The 15,960-nt window shown below is 71.2% G+C and carries 18 protein-coding genes; 9 read left to right on the top strand and 9 right to left on the bottom strand.

The genetic code is table 11. From position 1 onward, the window contains the following. Window positions 1–29: 29 nt before the first annotated feature. The 3 genes from AOQ53_RS18670 to AOQ53_RS18660 form a co-directional block, all read right to left on the bottom strand. A complete protein-coding gene (locus AOQ53_RS18670) occupies window positions 30–878 on the bottom strand; it encodes a hypothetical protein (protein ID WP_059418745.1) in 849 nt (282 codons plus the stop codon). Between the two features lie 122 nt (window positions 879–1,000). Beyond that, window positions 1,001–1,270, bottom strand: a complete 270-nt coding sequence (locus tag AOQ53_RS18665; protein WP_059418743.1) for a hypothetical protein — start codon at window positions 1,268–1,270, stop codon at window positions 1,001–1,003. After that, window positions 1,267–1,491, bottom strand: a complete 225-nt coding sequence (locus tag AOQ53_RS18660) for a hypothetical protein (RefSeq protein WP_059418742.1) — start codon at window positions 1,489–1,491, stop codon at window positions 1,267–1,269. Before AOQ53_RS18660 ends, AOQ53_RS18665 begins: the two co-directional genes overlap by 4 nt. 139 nt (window positions 1,492–1,630) lie before the next feature. Here AOQ53_RS18660 and AOQ53_RS18655 point away from each other — a divergent pair, with 139 nt between their 5' ends. Genes AOQ53_RS18655 through AOQ53_RS18645 form a run of 3 tightly spaced genes read left to right on the top strand, consistent with a single transcriptional unit; the run spans window position 1,631 to window position 2,909 of the window. Next, window positions 1,631–2,464, top strand: a complete 834-nt coding sequence (locus AOQ53_RS18655) for a helix-turn-helix domain-containing protein (protein ID WP_059418741.1) — start codon at window positions 1,631–1,633, stop codon at window positions 2,462–2,464. After that, window positions 2,461–2,676, top strand: coding sequence for a DUF397 domain-containing protein (locus tag AOQ53_RS18650; RefSeq protein WP_059418739.1), 216 nt, complete (start codon window positions 2,461–2,463; stop codon window positions 2,674–2,676). The genes AOQ53_RS18655 and AOQ53_RS18650 overlap by 4 nt, the downstream gene beginning before the upstream one ends. Beyond that, window positions 2,673–2,909, top strand: a complete 237-nt coding sequence (locus AOQ53_RS18645; protein WP_236711726.1) for a DUF397 domain-containing protein — start codon at window positions 2,673–2,675, stop codon at window positions 2,907–2,909. The genes AOQ53_RS18650 and AOQ53_RS18645 overlap by 4 nt, the downstream gene beginning before the upstream one ends. On the opposite strand, the gene AOQ53_RS18640 is transcribed toward AOQ53_RS18645, so the two are convergent. Genes AOQ53_RS18640 through AOQ53_RS18615 form a run of 6 tightly spaced genes read right to left on the bottom strand, consistent with a single transcriptional unit; the run spans window position 2,899 to window position 8,286 of the window. After that, on the bottom strand, window positions 2,899–3,834 hold the full coding sequence (locus tag AOQ53_RS18640; protein WP_059418735.1) for a LysR family transcriptional regulator: 936 nt from the start codon (window positions 3,832–3,834) through the stop codon (window positions 2,899–2,901). The two genes, AOQ53_RS18645 and AOQ53_RS18640, sit on opposite strands and share 11 nt — an antisense overlap. A 34-nt stretch (window positions 3,835–3,868) precedes the next feature. Further along, window positions 3,869–4,522 carry a hypothetical protein gene (locus AOQ53_RS18635; RefSeq protein WP_059418733.1) on the bottom strand — a complete coding sequence of 218 codons (654 nt, stop codon included), beginning with the start codon at window positions 4,520–4,522 and terminating at the stop codon, window positions 3,869–3,871. Between the two features lie 17 nt (window positions 4,523–4,539). Continuing rightward, on the bottom strand, window positions 4,540–6,057 hold the full coding sequence (locus AOQ53_RS18630; RefSeq protein ID WP_059418731.1) for a hypothetical protein: 1,518 nt from the start codon (window positions 6,055–6,057) through the stop codon (window positions 4,540–4,542). After that, on the bottom strand, window positions 6,054–6,914 hold the full coding sequence (locus tag AOQ53_RS18625) for an ABC transporter ATP-binding protein (RefSeq protein WP_059418729.1): 861 nt from the start codon (window positions 6,912–6,914) through the stop codon (window positions 6,054–6,056). Before AOQ53_RS18625 ends, AOQ53_RS18630 begins: the two co-directional genes overlap by 4 nt. After that, window positions 6,911–7,747 carry a cupin domain-containing protein gene (locus AOQ53_RS18620; protein WP_059418725.1) on the bottom strand — a complete coding sequence of 279 codons (837 nt, stop codon included), beginning with the start codon at window positions 7,745–7,747 and terminating at the stop codon, window positions 6,911–6,913. Before AOQ53_RS18620 ends, AOQ53_RS18625 begins: the two co-directional genes overlap by 4 nt. Continuing rightward, a complete protein-coding gene (locus tag AOQ53_RS18615) occupies window positions 7,744–8,286 on the bottom strand; it encodes an RNA polymerase sigma factor (RefSeq protein WP_059418723.1) in 543 nt (180 codons plus the stop codon). The genes AOQ53_RS18620 and AOQ53_RS18615 overlap by 4 nt, the downstream gene beginning before the upstream one ends. 153 nt (window positions 8,287–8,439) lie before the next feature. On the opposite strand from AOQ53_RS18615, the gene AOQ53_RS18610 reads away from it, so the two are divergent. The 6 genes from AOQ53_RS18610 (at window position 8,440) to pstA (ending at window position 15,951) form a co-directional block, all read left to right on the top strand. After that, window positions 8,440–10,806 (top strand): RNA degradosome polyphosphate kinase, encoded by a 2,367-nt coding sequence (locus AOQ53_RS18610; protein WP_099054632.1) that lies wholly within the window; start codon window positions 8,440–8,442, stop codon window positions 10,804–10,806. Then, window positions 10,787–11,983, top strand: a complete 1,197-nt coding sequence (locus tag AOQ53_RS18605; RefSeq protein WP_059418719.1) for a CHAD domain-containing protein — start codon at window positions 10,787–10,789, stop codon at window positions 11,981–11,983. Before AOQ53_RS18610 ends, AOQ53_RS18605 begins: the two co-directional genes overlap by 20 nt. Then, on the top strand, window positions 11,980–12,429 hold the full coding sequence (locus AOQ53_RS18600) for an NUDIX hydrolase (RefSeq protein WP_059418718.1): 450 nt from the start codon (window positions 11,980–11,982) through the stop codon (window positions 12,427–12,429). Before AOQ53_RS18605 ends, AOQ53_RS18600 begins: the two co-directional genes overlap by 4 nt. A gap of 239 nt (window positions 12,430–12,668) precedes the next feature. Next, window positions 12,669–13,790 (top strand): phosphate ABC transporter substrate-binding protein PstS, encoded by a 1,122-nt coding sequence (pstS, locus tag AOQ53_RS18595; protein WP_059418717.1) that lies wholly within the window; start codon window positions 12,669–12,671, stop codon window positions 13,788–13,790. Window positions 13,791–13,894: 104 nt separating this feature from the next. After that, window positions 13,895–14,896 (top strand): phosphate ABC transporter permease subunit PstC, encoded by a 1,002-nt coding sequence (pstC, locus tag AOQ53_RS18590; protein WP_059418716.1) that lies wholly within the window; start codon window positions 13,895–13,897, stop codon window positions 14,894–14,896. After that, complete coding sequence (gene pstA, locus AOQ53_RS18585; RefSeq protein ID WP_059418714.1) at window positions 14,893–15,951, top strand: phosphate ABC transporter permease PstA; 1,059 nt, start codon at window positions 14,893–14,895, stop codon at window positions 15,949–15,951. The genes pstC and pstA overlap by 4 nt, the downstream gene beginning before the upstream one ends. Window positions 15,952–15,960: the final 9 nt, after the last annotated feature.

The following is a 15,960-nucleotide window of genomic DNA, read 5'->3' as shown; positions in this document are numbered from 1 at the left end:
GAAAGGTTGCCGTGTCCTGCGTATGTTCCTTACTTCACACAGGACTTGGGGTCGAGCTTCTCCTCGATCTTGTCCTCGCGGCCGTCGGGCTGGCCGTTGGGGAGGAGCTTGTCGGAGATGCCGTCGATGTAATACCCGTGGGAGTAGATGGTCCGGTATCCCCGGTCACGCCAGCTGTGCGCGGTGTGGTCACCGTCGCCCTTGTTCCACTCGTAGTCCTCGACGTGGAAGACGGGGTTCACGCGCACCACGCGCTGATACGGCGTCCAGGTGACGGCGACCTGCCGGCAGGGCGGGATGGTCTTTTCACTCCGGGTCTCGAACTTGGACTCCTTCTCCCAGCCCCACTCGTAGCCGGCGCTGCCGCCGACGGTGCCGGAGAAGATGCTCTTGGCGAGGGAGAGGCTGATGGTCCCGCCGACGCTCTTCTTGGCGAACGTCTTGGTGCTGTAGCTGCTGACGAAGGTTTCCTTGTCGTCGGCGGAGCCCTTGTTGCCGATCCACCGGGACGTGCGGACGGTGTCGCCCTTGATGGACCAGGTCGAGGCCTCGGCGTACCCGCACCAGCCGCGGAACAGCTCCCACGGCCCGGCGGGCTTCCACAGCCCGAAGACGTCCCGCAGGTATTCGTCCTGGGTCTTGAACTCACCGGTCTCGACGTTGAGGGCGCCGTAGACGCCCGTCAGGCTCGTCTCCTGGTTGCAGAGCCGCTCGATCATCCGGTCGGTGTCACCGGGGTCGACGCCCCGGATGTTGGTCGCCCCGGCGGGCCCGGCCGTCGCGGTCCCCGCGCCGGCCAGGAGACCGGATACGGCGAGGGCGGTGGTAGCGGCAACGGCGCCGTATTTCCTGACAGTTGACTTGCGAATGAGACGCATGGGGGTGGCTCACTCCTGTGGGGTTCTGTGACGGCGATGAAGATGTCAGAACGGGTGCAGGAGTTTGCGGTACTGGCGAGTATGACAGGACATTGACAGCTGGCAGGGTTCCATATCCCGCTTTATCGGATGTCGCCCTCGCGGCTACGACTGACCGCGACACGTAACACGTCTCCCAGGGACTCCACAGCCCTTGTCAGCGCGAAGCGCACGGCGCGTTCACCGGCCTTGGGGTCCCCGAGTACGGCCTTGGCGCCCGCGAGCACCTGCTCGGCCGAGGCGAGTTGGGCGGCCTCGACGTCGTCGGCGAGCCGCGAGAGGAGGCTGTCCGGGTCGTCGGTGGAGAGGTAACAGGGCTTGCCGTCGGCGCCGGTCCAGGGGAGCAGCCTCATGCGAAGACCTCCACGGTGTGGAGGTACGGCCGTACGAGCGGGGTGTCCATCACCAGGGGCTCTTCCACAACGAGGGGGCGGGGTGTGGATGTCGGCGGGGAGTGGGGGATGGTCCACGACCGTTGGGCCGGCGCCGCCCGGTGACGCCCCCGGGCGGGCAGCAGGATCCGCACGAGGAGGAGCAGGACCGACTCGCAGAGTTCGGCGATGCACAGGCGCACGGGGGCGTCCCTTCTCAGGGCAGGCGGGAGGGGTTTGACGAGCGGTGATTACCGTTCGTGCCTTGATGGTCACTGGTCGCGCGTACGCTCTGGAAGAGGGCTGGCGTTGCCTGAGCGCCAGGCAACGGCGAGGGGTGACATGGGTGATTTCGTTGACGGGGAGCGCGAGTCGAGGCGCGCCGAGCTCGGACGGACGCTGCGGTTCCTGCGGGAGAAGGCAGGCAAGACACTCGCGCAGTTGTCGGCGGAGACGGCGTACGACAAGAGCTACCTCTTCCGTCTGGAGAAGGGGGAGCGCCTGTCCAAGCGGGCGGTCATGGAGGACCTGGACAGCTACTACGAGTCCGGTGACCTGCTGGTTCGCCTGTGGCGGGACGCGCGCAAGGAGGTCATCAAGGACAAGTACAAGGCGTTCATGGAGCTTGAGGCGACGGCTCGCGTCATGTGGATGTTCCAGCTGGCGGTGCCTGGACTGTTGCAGACCGAGGACTATGCCCGCACGGTGTTGTCAGGGTTCTCCAGAGCCCAGACAACGGCTGGCAACAGCGAGGAGATCGAGGAACAGGTGGCCTTGCGCATGGGACGGCAGGAACTGCTGTACCGCGAACCGGCGCCCAGCATTCGCGTGATCCTGGACGAGGGAGCGCTTCGACGGCCTGTGCCCGACGGGAAGGTGTGGGCTGACCAACTGTCGCGCCTGTTGGACGCGGCCGAGTTGCCGTCGGTCGCACTTCAGGTTCTGCCCTACACAGCAGGCGTGCACGACCTCATGAACAGCCACCTCACACTGTTGTGGCAACGCGTCGGCGATCCCGTTGCCTATGTCGAAGGCAACAGCTTCGGCGAGTTGATCGACGACCCAGACAAGGTCTTGTCCTTCCGCTGGTCCTACGATCTCGTCAGGGACGCGGCGCTGACTCCGGAGGAGTCGAGGGCGTTCATCAAGCGTCTCTTGGAGGAGTGCAGATCATGAACCGAACCCTCGATCTCGGCACCGTCGTGTGGCGCAAGTCGTCCTACAGCGATGGGGGGCAGACCAACTGCCTGGAGGTCGCCGACAACCACCCCGGCATAGTCCCCGTCCGCGACAGCAAGCAGTCGGACGGCCCGATACTCGTGTTCGGCGCGAGCCCGTGGACGTCGTTCTTGGCTGGCGTCAAGGACGAAAGCCCCACGCGCGTATGACTCGGGTAGCGAACGACAGGAACGCTGCCGGAAAGACCCACTCGGCCAGGGACGCCAGCGCGTCGTTGTGGCGCAAGTCGTCCTACAGCGACGGGGGCGACAACAACTGCCTGGAGGTTGCTGACAACTGCCCCGGCACAGTCCCCGTCCGCGACAGCAAGCAGCCGGACGGCCCGATACTCGTGTTCGGCGCGAGCCCCTGGGCGTCATTCCTGACGTACGTCACCAAGTAACCGCCCACGACGGTTTCCAGACCTCCCCCTCCGTCAGCTGCGGGCGCGTCGCCAGCAGGTGGTCGCGGAGTGCTGCCAGGCCGGGATGCGGATTGTCCGTGCGCCAGAGGAGGGAGTGCGGGTAGACCGGGGTCGGGTCGCGCAGGGGGACGAGGCGCAGGTCGTGGTCGGCCGGCCAGACCAGCGGGGTTCGTTCACTGAGGAAGGTCGCCAGGGTCGGGGAGCCCGCGATGGTGTCGAGCAGGGCCTCGATGCCGAAGTTGGGGCCGATCGTGTCGATGGACGGGCCGAAGGTCTCGGCGAGTTCGTCGTAGTAGGCGGACCACTCCGTGCCGGGTGCGTTGCCCGGCATCCAGATCCGGTGCCCGGCCAGTTGCGCGGGTGTCACCGAGGCGGCTCGGGCGAACTCGTGGTCGGGGCCGACGCACAGCCGGAGCGGTTCGTCCAGGACGGAGACGGCCTCGATGCCGTCGGGGAGCCGGCGCCCGGGCATGGTGACGGCACGGAACGTGGCGTCCACGGCCCCGTCCCGCACGGCGGCCACCGCCGTATCCGCGTCGAAGAGCGTGACGACGTCCAGGGCGATCTCGGGATGCGCCCGGTGGAAGTCCCGTACCAGTCCGGCCGGGGCCGCCCGGCGCCCCACGACGTCCACCCGCAGCGCGCGTTCCCTGGGGCGCACGGCCGCCACCGCCCGCTCATCCGCCTGGAGCAGGGCCCGGGCGTGCGGCAGGAGCACCTGCCCGTCGATGGTGAGCTCCGCTCCACGCGGCGTACGCACCAGCAGCCGCACCCCCAGGTCCTTCTCCAGCGCGGCGATCCGCTTGGAGACCGCCTGCTGGGTGAGCGACAGGTCCACGGCGGCCTTCTGGAACTGCCCGGCGTCGGCGATCGCCACGAAGGCCCGTACGGCTTTGAGGTCCACGTCGTCACCCTAGGGTTCATGAACCGCGAGCGGATCAACCCGCCCGGCGCAGACCTCGACGACCAGCAGCGCGACGGCCCGGATCCGCGCGCCACGACCACCGCCGCAACGGCTCCACCGCCCCCAACGCTCCCACCAGCACCGCCCCGGCCAGCGCCACCGCCCACCGGTCGTGCGCCGCCGCCCACCGCTCGTCCTCCACCGGCACGAACAGCGCCCACCGCCCGGGCCAGAACACCATGGCCAGTACCGCCGAGGTCAGCAGACCGGCCGCGACCCGCGGTCCGGGCCGCGGGACGTCGGTGAACCGCACCGCGACCGCCGCGCCGGCCACCGCCAGGGCGAACGCCGCCCCGGCCTCCAGCGTGATGTCGGCGACCGGAGGCCGTAGCTCCGGCGGCACGAGCAGCAGTGCCGCGGCCCACCAGGCCGCCGTGGCGGGGACGAGGAGGGCCACCCGCAACGCGACACGGACCGGGCGCGGGGTCGGCACGGTGGCCGTGGTGTGCCGGGCCGGATCGTCCAGGAGGAACACCAGGCCCGTCGCGAAGGCCAGGACCGCGCCCCGCAGCAGGTGCAGGGAGAACCGTTCGCCCGTCTCCCCGGTGATCCGGGTGAGCGCGGCGAGCAGCAGTCCCGCCCCGCCGGCCGTGCCGACCACGCCCCACGGCAGGGTCCGGCAGGCCATGAGGACCAACTCCCTGGTCAGTCGAGGCACTTGTCGCCCCCCTGGGGTGCCTTCACGCCCAGCAGCCGCGCCGCCCGGGCCGCCGTCACCTTCGGCTCGGTCAGTTCGGCCCAGTGGGACTTGACGCGGGCGGTGACCTCGCCGCGGGGCCGGTCCAGCAGCTCGCGCAGGACCTCCGTCTGGGCGGCCGTCATGTACATCCCGTCCGTCGGCTGGAGCACCAGGGCCGAGCCGGTCACGCTGTCGTCGAGGCGGACGCGGCGCAGGGCCGCCATCGGGTCCGACTCCCAGCCCAGGGCCAGCCACATGACGGTGACCATGCGGCCGTCGCACATCGAGGTGGCAGCCTTCTCGTTCCCCGCGACCAGCACGCCGGCCACGGCCGCCGAGAACTCGGGGACGCGGTTTCCGCCCCACCGGGTGCGCACGGTCACCTCGTGCGGACGCTCCAGGGGCACCAGCGCACCATCGCCGGAGAGCCCGTAACGGGCCTCGATCCGCTGCCGTACGACGACCTTCTGCTCATGGGCGCTGCCACCGGCCAGGGAACGCACCCGGTCCACGACCCCGGCCCAGTCCGCGACCCGCGGCCCCCACTCGGGGAACGCGCAGTACGTCGATCCGTCCCGCCGGACACAGGACTGCACCTGGTCCGGGTTGACCGTGGCCCGCTCCCGGGCCCGGACCAGCTCGGGCGAGTCGCCGCCCGTCTGGGCGACCCCGCCCACCAGCGTCATGGCCACCGCCCCGGCGACCCCGGCCATCACCACCGGCTTGCGGCCGCCGGCGGCCAGCACCGCCACCAGTCCCGCGCACAGCGCCAGCCCGGCCAGATACAGCGCGTGCCAGGCGGCGGGCCGGCCTATCAGGTCGGACGGCAGGGTGCCGGCGGTCGGCTCGATGACCACCGGCATGAACCACCGGGTCCCGCCGCCGCTCATGCCCGTACCGAAGAGGAACAGGAGCAGGAAGAACACCACCGTCAGCGGGGCGGCGATCGCCGCCCTCACCAGCCCTGCCATGAGCAGGCCGGCCAGCCCGGCCAGCAGCACCGTCAGCGGCCCCACGAGCAGTTCGGCCACCGAACCGTGCCCGATCGCCCCGGGCCTGAGCGCCTCCCAGCCGAACTGCGCGGCCACGCACACGGCGGTGAGCAGGGCCGCGGCCACGACCGACAGCGCGTGGGCGACCGTACGCCGCCACGGCGGGAGGACCAGCACCGCGAAGTGATGCTCCGTCCCGTGCCGCCACGAGCGCAGCGCGGCGCGGTTGGCGGACAGCAGGACCGCGAGGCCGACCAGCATCGGCGCGCTCTGGGTGGCGCGGTCGACGTCCTGGAGGGCCGGGTAGCCGTCCCAGTCCTTCCCGCCGCGCCACACGGTCCAGCCGAGGTACACGAGGAAGGCGATGACCACGGGCAGCCTCGTCAGCAGCCGGCGCGTCTCGAACAGGGCCAGGGCGAACACGGCGGCCCGGGCCCCGCCCGGCTCGGCCCGCACTGCGGGCTCGACCGGCCTCTCCGCCACCGCGGTCATGCCGCCACCTCCACGGCGTCGCCGTCGAGGGCGAGCAGATAACCGTCCTCCAGAGTGGGTTCGACGAGCTCGGCCCCGTCCGGTGGATCCCCCACGTTCCGGAAGGCGCCGGTCCCCGTACGCCACCCCGCCTTGGCGCCCGGATCGCGCTCCGTGCTGCTCCACACCCGCCCCGCGGCCCGCGCCGTAAGCTCGGCCGGGGTGCCCTCGAACCGGATCCGGCCGCCGGCCATGACCAGCACCCGGTGACAGAGCATCGCCACGTCCTCCGTCTGGTGGGTGGACAGCAGCACCGTGCGCCCCTCCCCGGCCCCCGCGATCAGCTCCCGGAACCGCATGCGCTGTTCGGGGTCCAGCCCGACGGTGGGCTCGTCCAGCACCAGGAAGCCGGGATCACCGACCAGGGCGGCGCCCAGGGCGACCCGCTGCCGCATGCCGCCGGACAGCTTGCGGATCCGCTTGCCCCGCACGTCGGCGAGCCCCACCTCGTCGAGCACCCGCCACACCTCGCGGTGCCGGGCGGCCCGGTCGGTCATCTCCTTGAGGATCGCCACGTAGTCGACGAACTCGAAGGCGGTGAAGTCCGGGTGGAACCCCGGCGTCTGCGGCAGGTAGCCCAGCCGGCGCCGCACCTCCTGCCTGCCCCGCGCGGTGCCCGGGTCGTGCCCGAGCACGGTGAAGGCGCCCCGGTCGGCGGGCAGGGCCGTGGCGAGCACCCGCAGCAGCGTGGTCTTGCCGGCGCCGTTGGGCCCAAGCAGCCCGGTGACGCCGCCGGTCAGCCGCAGCGACACGTCGTCGAGGGCCCGGGTGCCGCCGTAGTGGAGGCTGAGCCCGGAGGCGGACACGGTCGGAGTCATACGGCACGTCCCTGGAAGAGATCGAATCGGTCACGGAAGAGAAAGAGCAGCCCGGCGGCGAGCGCGGCGACCAGCGCCGCCACGCCCTGCCCGGCCACGGTGAACGGCGCGAGTGGCACCTCGGGATCTGCCCGCAGCGCTTCGGCCAGCACCAGCAGCCCGACCCAGGCCCCGCCGACCAGCGACGGCGCGAGCACCGGCCCCAGCCGGGGCGTCAGCGCCAGCCCGGTCGCGGTGAGCGCGAGCGCGGGCAGCAGCCAGGCCAGCGCACGCAGCCCGTACTCGGGCAGCGCGAGCGTCGCGAGCCCGTTCAGCCCCAGCACCACGCCCAGCACGGCCACCGTCCGGATCATCAGCAGCCGGAACCCGTGCATCGGCGCGACCACGGCCATCTCGTACGTCGGGTCCAGCGCGGGCCCGTACGACAGGGCCACCCCCGCCAGCGGCAGCAACGGCGCGAGAGCGAGGAACAGCGTGGGGAACTCCCCGCTGTGCGGGGCATGCCCCGCACCGACGCTCAGCAGCAGCACGACGAGGACGGCCCCCAGCCACGACCGCCGCAGCACCGGCGCCGCCGCCAGCAGCCGCGCGGTGTGCCCGGCCACCCCGACCCGCACCAGCAGCGACTCCAGCACCCCCGCCCGGGGCGCGTCGAGCTCGGCGTCGAGCCGCTCCCACCCCGCGTCGAGCGCGACCGGATCGCTCACCTCGGCGAGCGCGCCCCGGCACGCGGCACAGGCGACCAGGTGCGCGTCGGCGGACCACAGAGCCGGTGCCGCCAGCTCGCCGCGCGCGTAGGCGCGCAGGTCCTCTTCAGGCACATGCCAGCTCATGCCAACGCCTCCCGCAACTGCTTCCGGGCCCGCATCGCCCGCGTCTTGACCGTCCCCGGCGGAATCCCCAGCAGCACGGCGGCCTCCCGGGTCGACAGGCCGTCGATGACGGTCGCCTGCAACACCGCCCGCAGCTCCGGCGACAGCCGGACCAGCGCGCCGGCGAGGTCCCCGTGCTCCACCCCCGCGAGCACGCGCTCCTCCGCCGACACCTCGTCCCGGTGCCTGAGCCGCGCCAGCGCCTGCCGCAGCCGGCCGCGCGCCCCGTCACCGCGCAGCGCGTCCACCAGCCGCCGCGACCCGATACGCCACAGCCACCCGGCCACATCACCCTCCTCCCGGTAGCGGGCCTTGCCCCGCCACACCGCGAGGAACGTCTCCTGTACGACGTCGTCGACGACACTCACGTCGGCACACCGGCCCCGCAGCCGGGCACGAAGCCACGGCGCGTACCGCCGGTACAGCTCCTCGAAGGCCCGCCGGTCGGCGTCCGCGGCAACGGCCCGCAGCAGCTCCCCGTCGCTTCTCGTTTCGCTCACGTCTCCTCATCGGACGACCCCGTGCGATCGGTTCACGAAAGCACGCCCGGCTTCCCGGCCGGCACCGAAGGCACCCCCGCGAGCCGCCCTGCGCTATCCCACACGTCATGTCTCCGTAACCATCGATTCAGACGGGCTTGCGAGGCTCGGCCAATGACTCCCGCCGTGCCAGAGCCTTCACCGCCCCGAGAGGGGCCTGGGGGGAACGGGAACACTCATGTGACGCCCCCGCTCCCGCCCGCGCTTTCCGACGCGCCCGTGATGCTCGCGGCGCGGAAGAATGGGTCCATGAGCCAGCCGAACACCCAGGCACAGGTCCAGCACGCGCAGCCCTCCGTGGGCTCCATCGCGGCCCACCGCCCGCACACCATCGCGGCGGCCGTCTCCGACCTCGAACCCGACATCGACGCCGACCTCGACGCTTACGAGGAATCGCCGTACGACGGACCCCAGCTGCCACAGGGACGTTTCCTCGACCGGGAGCGCAGCTGGCTGGCGTTCAACGAGCGCGTTCTCGAACTCGCCGAGGACCCGAACACGCCGCTGCTGGAGCGGGCCAACTTCCTCGCGATCTTCGCCAGCAACCTGGACGAGTTCTTCATGGTCCGGGTGGCCGGCCTGAAGCGCCGTATCGCCACCGGCGTGGCCACCCGCTCCGCCTCCGGCCTCCAGCCCCGCGAGGTACTGGAGATGATCTGGGCCCGCTCCCGCGAGCTCATGGCCCGGCACGCCGCCTGCTACCACGAGGACGTCGCCCCCGCGCTCGCGGAGGAGGGCATCCACCTGGTCCGCTGGAGCGAGCTCCAGGAGAAGGAGCAGGCCCGCCTGTTCACCCTGTTCCGGCACCAGATCTTCCCCGTGCTGACCCCGCTCGCGGTCGACCCGGCCCACCCCTTCCCGTACATCTCCGGCCTGTCCCTGAACCTGGCCGTCGTCGTACGGAACCCGGTCACGGGCCACAAGCACTTCGCCCGGGTCAAGGTGCCGCCGCTGCTGTCCCGCTTCCTGGAGAGCTCCCCGGGCCGCTACGTCCCCATCGAGGACGTCATCGCCGCGCACCTGGAGGAGCTCTTCCCGGGCATGGAGGTGCTGGAGCACCACGCCTTCCGCCTCACCAGGAACGAGGACCTGGAGGTCGAGGAGGACGACGCCGAGAACTTGCTCCAGGCCCTGGAGAAGGAGCTCATGCGGCGCCGCTTCGGGCCGCCGGTGCGCCTGGAGGTCGAGGAGTCCATCGACCGCGAGGTCCTGGACCTGCTGGTGCGGGAGCTGAAGATCAGCGAGGCCGAGGTGTACCCGCTGCCGGGCCCGCTGGACCTCACGGGCCTGTTCCGGATCGCCTCCCTGGACCGGCCCGAGCTGAAGTACCGCAAGTTCGTCGCCGGCACCCACCGCGACCTCGCCGAGGTCGAGTCGGCGTCCGCGCCGGACATCTTCGCCGCACTGCGCGAGCGGGACGTCCTGCTGCACCACCCGTACGACTCGTTCTCCACCTCCGTCCAGGCCTTCCTGGAGCAGGCGGCCGGCGACCCGGACGTCCTCGCGATCAAGCAGACCCTGTACCGGACCTCGGGCGACTCCCCCATAGTCGACGCCCTCATCGAGGCCGCCGAGACCGGCAAACAGGTCCTGGTCCTGGTCGAGATCAAGGCCCGCTTCGACGAGCACGCCAACATCAAGTGGGCGCGCAAGCTGGAGGAGGCCGGCTGCCACGTGGTCTACGGCCTGGTCGGCCTGAAGACCCACTGCAAGCTGTCGCTGGTGGTCCGCCAGGAGGGCGAGACGCTCCGCCGCTACAGCCACGTGGGCACCGGCAACTACCACCCGAAGACGGCCCGCCTCTACGAGGACCTCGGCCTGCTCACGGCCGACCCGCAGGTCGGCGCGGACCTCTCGGACCTCTTCAACCGCCTCTCCGGCTACTCCCGCCGCGAGACCTACCGCCGCCTCCTGGTGGCCCCCAAGTCGCTGCGTGACGGCCTGGTCTCCCGGATCACCAAGGAGATCCAGCACCACCGCGCCGGACGGCCCGCGTACGTCCGCATCAAGGTCAACTCGATGGTCGACGAGGCCGTCATCGACGCCTGCTACCGCGCGGCCCAGGCGGGTGTGCCGGTGGACGTGTGGGTGCGCGGCATCTGCGCGCTGCGCCCTGGCGTGGCGGGCCTGTCGGAGAACATCCGAGTCCGCTCCATCCTCGGCCGCTTCCTCGAGCACTCGCGCGTGTTCGCCTTCGGCAACGGCGGCGAGCCCGAGGTGTGGTTCGGCAGCGCCGACATGATGCACCGCAACCTCGACCGCCGGATAGAGGCCCTGGTCCGGGTCACCGACCCGGCCCACCGGGCGGCCCTGAACCGGCTGTTGGAGACCGGCGTGTCCGACGGCACCGCCTCCTGGCACCTCGGCCCGGACGGCGAGTGGACCCGGCATGCGACCGACGCGGACGGCCAGCCCCTGCGCAACGTCCAGGAGATGCTCATAGACGCCCGGAGGCGCCGGCGTGGCACAGCGACACCTTGACCCGACGGACCCGATGGCCGGCCCTGCCCCCACCGGGGACGCCCTCGCGGGCTACCTGAGGGCCCAGGCCACGGAGTTCCTCCGCGCGCTGCGCCTGCACCGGGAGACCGGTTCCGTGGCGAACGGCGCGGAGGGATCCGTCGACGCGGCCCGCGCGCTCCGCCGCTCGGCCCGCCGCATCAGCGCCAGCCTGCACACGTTCCAGTCCCTCCTCGACACGGGCTGGTGCGAGGGCATGCGCCCCGAACTGGCCTGGGTCTCAGGCACCCTGGCCTTGGAGCACGCGTACACGGCGCGTTTGGAACGCCTGCTGAGCGCCTTGCACCGCTTGTCGGGCGCTACGGCTGCGCCTGCCCAGCCGGCAGGCGCAGCCGCCGGCGCCCGGGCGGACGCGGCAGCGGGCGCACGCACCGACCCAGCTGCGGGCGCGCGCGCCGACTCAGCTGCGGGCAGTCGTGCCGCTGGGGCGGCACGGGTGGGCGCAGCGGCACCCCGCGACGCCGGGCTGCGCACCCCCCCGGCCTCAGCCCCGGAACGCAGCAACCTGACAGTCGGAGCAGCAAAGGCAGGCGCTCTACTGGACCGCCAGCTCACACTCGCCCGCACCCGAGCCCATTCCACAGCCCTGCAAGCCCTGGGCTCCAGCCGCTTCCACGCCATCGCGGACAAGGTCGCCGTCCTGGCCAGCGAGGTCCCGCTCACCCCATCCGCGGCCACCACGGACCTCCGCCCCCTCGCCACCGCCGCGAAGGAACGCCTCACCGACGCCGTAGCCGCCCTCCCCCTCGTCACCGCGGGCCACCCGTACAACGCCGCCGCACTCATCCACGGCCTGTCCCCGGACACCGTCCCGCACCCGCAGGACGCCCCCTGGCACCAGGTCCGCCTGCTCCTGCGCCTGCACCGCTACGCCCGCGAAGCGGTCCGCGGCGAACCCGACGGCACCTCGGTCGTCGACCTGCGCCTGCTCTCCGCCGGCCAGGCCCTGAACCGCCACCGCGATGCCTCGGAGGCGGCGGCAGCGGCGGCCCAGGCGGCCCGTACCCCCCGTATCGCGCCGGCCACGGCGTACGCCCTCGGCGTCCTGCACGCCGACCAGCGGCACGAGGTGGAGGCGGCACGCTTCGCGTTCCAGCAGGCCTGGCAGAAGGAGGCGGAGGCGGTGAGCACCCGGTGAGCTCCGGCTCCCCCGAGGACACCACCGTTCAGGCGGCCGGCTGCGTCCTGTGGCGCCGCTCCCCCGTCACCGGCGGGCTGGAGCTCTGCCTCGTGCACCGGCCGAAATACGACGACTGGTCCTGGCCGAAGGGCAAGCTGAAGCGCGACGAGGAGCCGCTCGCCGGCGCCCTGCGCGAGGTGGCCGAGGAGACGGGCTGCCGGGCCGAGCCGGGCGCCGAGCTGCCCACCCAGCGCTACCTGGCGAACGGCCGCCCCAAGCAGGTCCGCTACTGGGCGGCCGAGGCGATGTCCTGCGCGTTCTCCCCGACGGACGAGGTGGACCGGGTGCTGTGGCTGACACCTTTCGCCGCCCGCACCCGCCTCACCCAGCCCCACGACCGCCCCTTGGTCGACGCGCTGCTCGCCGTGCTGAACCCGCCACCACCGGCCGGAAGACCGGACTGAGCCCCTCCGGTCCGGGAAGCGGAACCCGCACGTGCTCTCCCCGTAAGCGTTCCGTGACCTAACCGCACCTTAGGCAGGGGTTCACCCCTCGTTCATGTGTGGCCATCGGCGCCTTCACCTGATCTGTCTAATTTCGGCCGTGCCAGATGCGAGCCGCGCCTGCTGTGCGCGGCCTCGTCCAGCGTCACCAGACTTCGCACGCCGCCGATTCAGGACGGCGGCTCCTGGAAGGAACTCAAGTGAAGCTTCAGCGCATGAACCGGCGGGCCCTCGCTCTCGGTGCTCTCGCCGTCTCCGGCGCCCTGGCCCTCACGGCGTGCGGCTCCGACGAGACCGGCAACCCCAACGGCGGCTCCTCCAACGCCGCCGCGCCGAGCAACATCAAGTGTGACGACGCCTCGGGCCAGGTACTGGCCGACGGCTCCTCCGCGCAGAAGAACGCGGTCGACGCGTGGGTGAAGCAGTTCTCGGCGGCCTGCCAGGTGGAGATCAACTACAAGGCCGGCGGTTCCGGTGCCGGTGTCACCGCGTTCACGCAGGGCCAGGTCCCCTGGGCCGGTTCGGACTCGGCGCTGAAGCCCGACGAGGTCGCGGCCTCCAAGAAGGTCTGCTCCGGTGGCCAGGGCATCGACCTGCCGATGGTCGGCGGTCCGATCGCCGTCGGCTACAACGTCCCGGGCGTCGACAAGCTCGTCCTGGACTCCGCGACGATCGCCAAGATCTTCGACAGCAAGATCACCAAGTGGAACGACCCGGCGATCGCGGAGCTGAACCCCGACGCGAAGCTGCCCAACCTCAAGATCCAGGCGTTCCACCGCTCGGACGAGTCCGGCACCACGGACAACTTCACCAAGTACCTGATCGCCACCGCCAAGAAGGACTTCCCCTACGAGGGCGGCAAGGCCTGGCAGGCCAAGGGCGGCCAGTCCGCTCCGCAGTCCTCCGGCGTCGCCGCGCAGGTCAAGCAGACCGCCGGTGCGATCGGCTACTTCGAGCTGTCGTACGCCAAGGACGGAATCAAGACCGTCGCCATCGACACCGGCGCCGCCGAGCCGGTCGAGGCCACCGTCGACAACGCCACCAAGGCGATCGCGGAGGCCAAGGTCGTCGGCACCGGCAAGGACCTCGCGCTGGAGCTGAACTACGGGACCAAGGCCGACGGCGCCTACCCGATGGTCCTGGTGACGTACGAGATCGTCTGCGACAAGGGCAACAAGGCCGAGACCCTGCCCGCGGTCAAGGCGTTCCTGCGCTACGCGGCCTCGGAGGACGGCCAGAAGATCCTCGCCGAGAACGACTACGCGCCCATGCCCGAAGAGATCATCACCAAGGTTCGCACGACCGTCGAGAGCCTGAGCTGACCTGAGTGCGGTCCGGTCCCCCCCAGCGGGACCGGACCGCACCGTCCGGTGCACCGCCGCCAAGGGCCGCACAGCACGTGCGGTTCCGCAGACCGGAGAACCCGATGGACACAACACAGATAGCTGACGCACCTCCCCCCACGCAGCCGACCACCGCCGAGCAGAAGCGCGCGGCCCGTGGCGCCACCCGGCCCGGAGACCGGATCTTCCTCGGTCTGTCCCGTGGCTCGGGCATCCTGCTCCTGGTGATCATGGCCGCGATCGCGGGCTTCCTCACCTACCGCGCCGTCCTCGCCATCAGCAAGGACGACGGCAACTTCCTGACGACCTTCGAGTGGAACACCGGTGTCAACCCACCGGTCTTCGGCATCGCGGTCCTGGCCTACGGCACGATCGTCTCCTCGATCATCGCCATGGTCATCGCGGTCCCGGTCTCGGTCGCCATCGCGCTGTTCCTCACGCACTACGCCCCGCGCCGGCTGCGCGGCCCCATCGCCTATGTGATCGACCTGCTGGCCGCCGTGCCGTCCATCGTCTACGGCCTGTGGGGCGCCCTGGTCCTCGTCCCGCACATGAACGGCCTCTTCGGCTGGCTGAACGACTACCTCGGCTGGACCGGCGTCTTCTCCTGGCAGGGCGGCGCCGCGCGCTCCATGCTCACCGTGGGCATCCTGCTCGCGATCATGATCCTGCCGATCATCACCAACGTGAGCCGCGAGGTCTTCCGCCAGGTCCCGCAGATGCACGAGGAGGCCGCCCTGGCGCTCGGCGCCACCCGCTGGGAAGTGATCCGCATGGCGGTCATCCCCTTCGGCCGCTCCGGCGTCATCTCGGCCTCGATGCTCGGCCTCGGCCGCGCTCTCGGCGAGACGATGGCCGTCGCCACCGTGCTGTCGCCCGACTTCCTGATCCACACCAGCCTGCTCGACCCGGGCGGCGGCACCTTCGCCCAGAACATCGCCAGCAAGTTCAGCGAGGCCACCGAGTTCGGCCGTGACGCGCTGATCGCCTCCGGTCTGGTCCTGTTCGTCATCACCCTGCTGGTCAACGGCGCGGCCCGCGCGATCATCGCCCGCCGCAAGGAGTACTCGGGGGCCAACGCATGAGCACCGCACCCTCCCTCGCCGCCAAGCGCCCCAGTACCTTGCGCGGCGGCCATCTGCCCAAGTGGGCTCCGTGGGCCATCGCCGCCGGATCCGTCGCCCTCGGCATCGGCGTCAGCGCCGCCGCCGGCCTGCACAGCAGCGTCCAGTGGGCGCTGATCGCCGCGATCCTGCACGTCCTCGGCACGTACGTCATCGCGGCCCGGGTCGAGAACCGCCGCCAGGCCACGGACCGCGTGGTCACCTCGCTGGTGTGGGTCGCGTTCCTGCTCGCCGTGGTGCCGCTGGCCTCGCTGGTGTGGTCGACCGTCCAACGCGGCACGAAGGTTCTCGACGTCTACTTCCTGACCCACTCGATGGGCGTGATCGCCGACTCGGAGACGGGCGGCGGCATCTACCACGCCATCCTCGGCACGCTGCAGCAGGTCGGCCTCGCCACGCTGATCGCCGCGCCGGTCGGCGTGCTCACCGCGATCTACCTGGTGGAGTACGGGCGCGGCAATCTCGCTCGGGCCGTCACCTTCTTCGTCGACGTCATGACGGGCATCCCGTCGATCGTCGCCGGCCTGTTCATCCTCAGCCTCATGCTGATCTTCGAGATGCAGCCCTTCGGCTTCGCCGGGTCACTCGCCCTCGCGATCCTGATGATGCCGGTCGTCGTCCGCTCCACGGAGGAGATGCTCAAGCTCGTCCCGAACGAGCTGCGCGAAGCCTCTCTCGCGCTCGGCGTGCCCAAGTGGCGCACCATCCTGAAGGTGGTCCTGCCGACCTCGCTCGGCGGCATCACCACCGGCATCATGCTGTCCATCGCCCGCATCGCCGGTGAGACCGCGCCCGTGCTGCTGCTGGTGTTCGGCAGCAAGTTCATCAACGCCAACCCCTTCGAGGGCGCGCAGGCGTCGCTCCCGCTGTACATCTACCAGCAGTACGGATCGGGCGAGGTCACGGCGTACGACCGAGCCTGGGCGGCGTCGCTCACGCTGATCGCCTTCGTGATGATCCTGAACCTGGTGGCCCGCGGCATCGCCCGCTGGAAGGCCCCGAAGACCGGTCGCTGACGCGGCCAC

This window comes from Streptomyces azureus (assembly GCF_001270025.1).
In the GTDB taxonomy this organism is placed as follows: domain Bacteria; phylum Actinomycetota; class Actinomycetes; order Streptomycetales; family Streptomycetaceae; genus Streptomyces; species Streptomyces azureus.
Note: the sequence above shows the minus strand (reverse complement) of the source record. Positions and strands in the feature narration are given on the sequence as shown.

What these genes read in the sequence shown, in the direction of transcription:
- AOQ53_RS18670 (WP_059418745.1), bottom strand. Translation starts at nt 878, where the DNA reads ATGCGTCTCATTCGCAAGTCAACTGTCAGGAAATACGGCGCCGTTGCC.
- AOQ53_RS18665 (WP_059418743.1), bottom strand. Translation starts at nt 1,270, where the DNA reads ATGAGGCTGCTCCCCTGGACCGGCGCCGACGGCAAGCCCTGTTACCTC.
- AOQ53_RS18655 (WP_059418741.1), top strand. Translation starts at nt 1,631, where the DNA reads ATGGGTGATTTCGTTGACGGGGAGCGCGAGTCGAGGCGCGCCGAGCTC.
- AOQ53_RS18650 (WP_059418739.1), top strand. Translation starts at nt 2,461, where the DNA reads ATGAACCGAACCCTCGATCTCGGCACCGTCGTGTGGCGCAAGTCGTCC.
- AOQ53_RS18645 (WP_236711726.1), top strand. Translation starts at nt 2,673, where the DNA reads ATGACTCGGGTAGCGAACGACAGGAACGCTGCCGGAAAGACCCACTCG.
- AOQ53_RS18635 (WP_059418733.1), bottom strand. Translation starts at nt 4,522, where the DNA reads ATGGCCTGCCGGACCCTGCCGTGGGGCGTGGTCGGCACGGCCGGCGGG.
- AOQ53_RS18630 (WP_059418731.1), bottom strand. Translation starts at nt 6,057, where the DNA reads ATGACCGCGGTGGCGGAGAGGCCGGTCGAGCCCGCAGTGCGGGCCGAG.
- AOQ53_RS18625 (WP_059418729.1), bottom strand. Translation starts at nt 6,914, where the DNA reads ATGACTCCGACCGTGTCCGCCTCCGGGCTCAGCCTCCACTACGGCGGC.
- AOQ53_RS18620 (WP_059418725.1), bottom strand. Translation starts at nt 7,747, where the DNA reads ATGAGCTGGCATGTGCCTGAAGAGGACCTGCGCGCCTACGCGCGCGGC.
- AOQ53_RS18610 (WP_099054632.1), top strand. Translation starts at nt 8,440, where the DNA reads ATGACTCCCGCCGTGCCAGAGCCTTCACCGCCCCGAGAGGGGCCTGGG.
- pstC (WP_059418716.1), top strand. Translation starts at nt 13,895, where the DNA reads ATGGACACAACACAGATAGCTGACGCACCTCCCCCCACGCAGCCGACC.
- pstA (WP_059418714.1), top strand. Translation starts at nt 14,893, where the DNA reads ATGAGCACCGCACCCTCCCTCGCCGCCAAGCGCCCCAGTACCTTGCGC.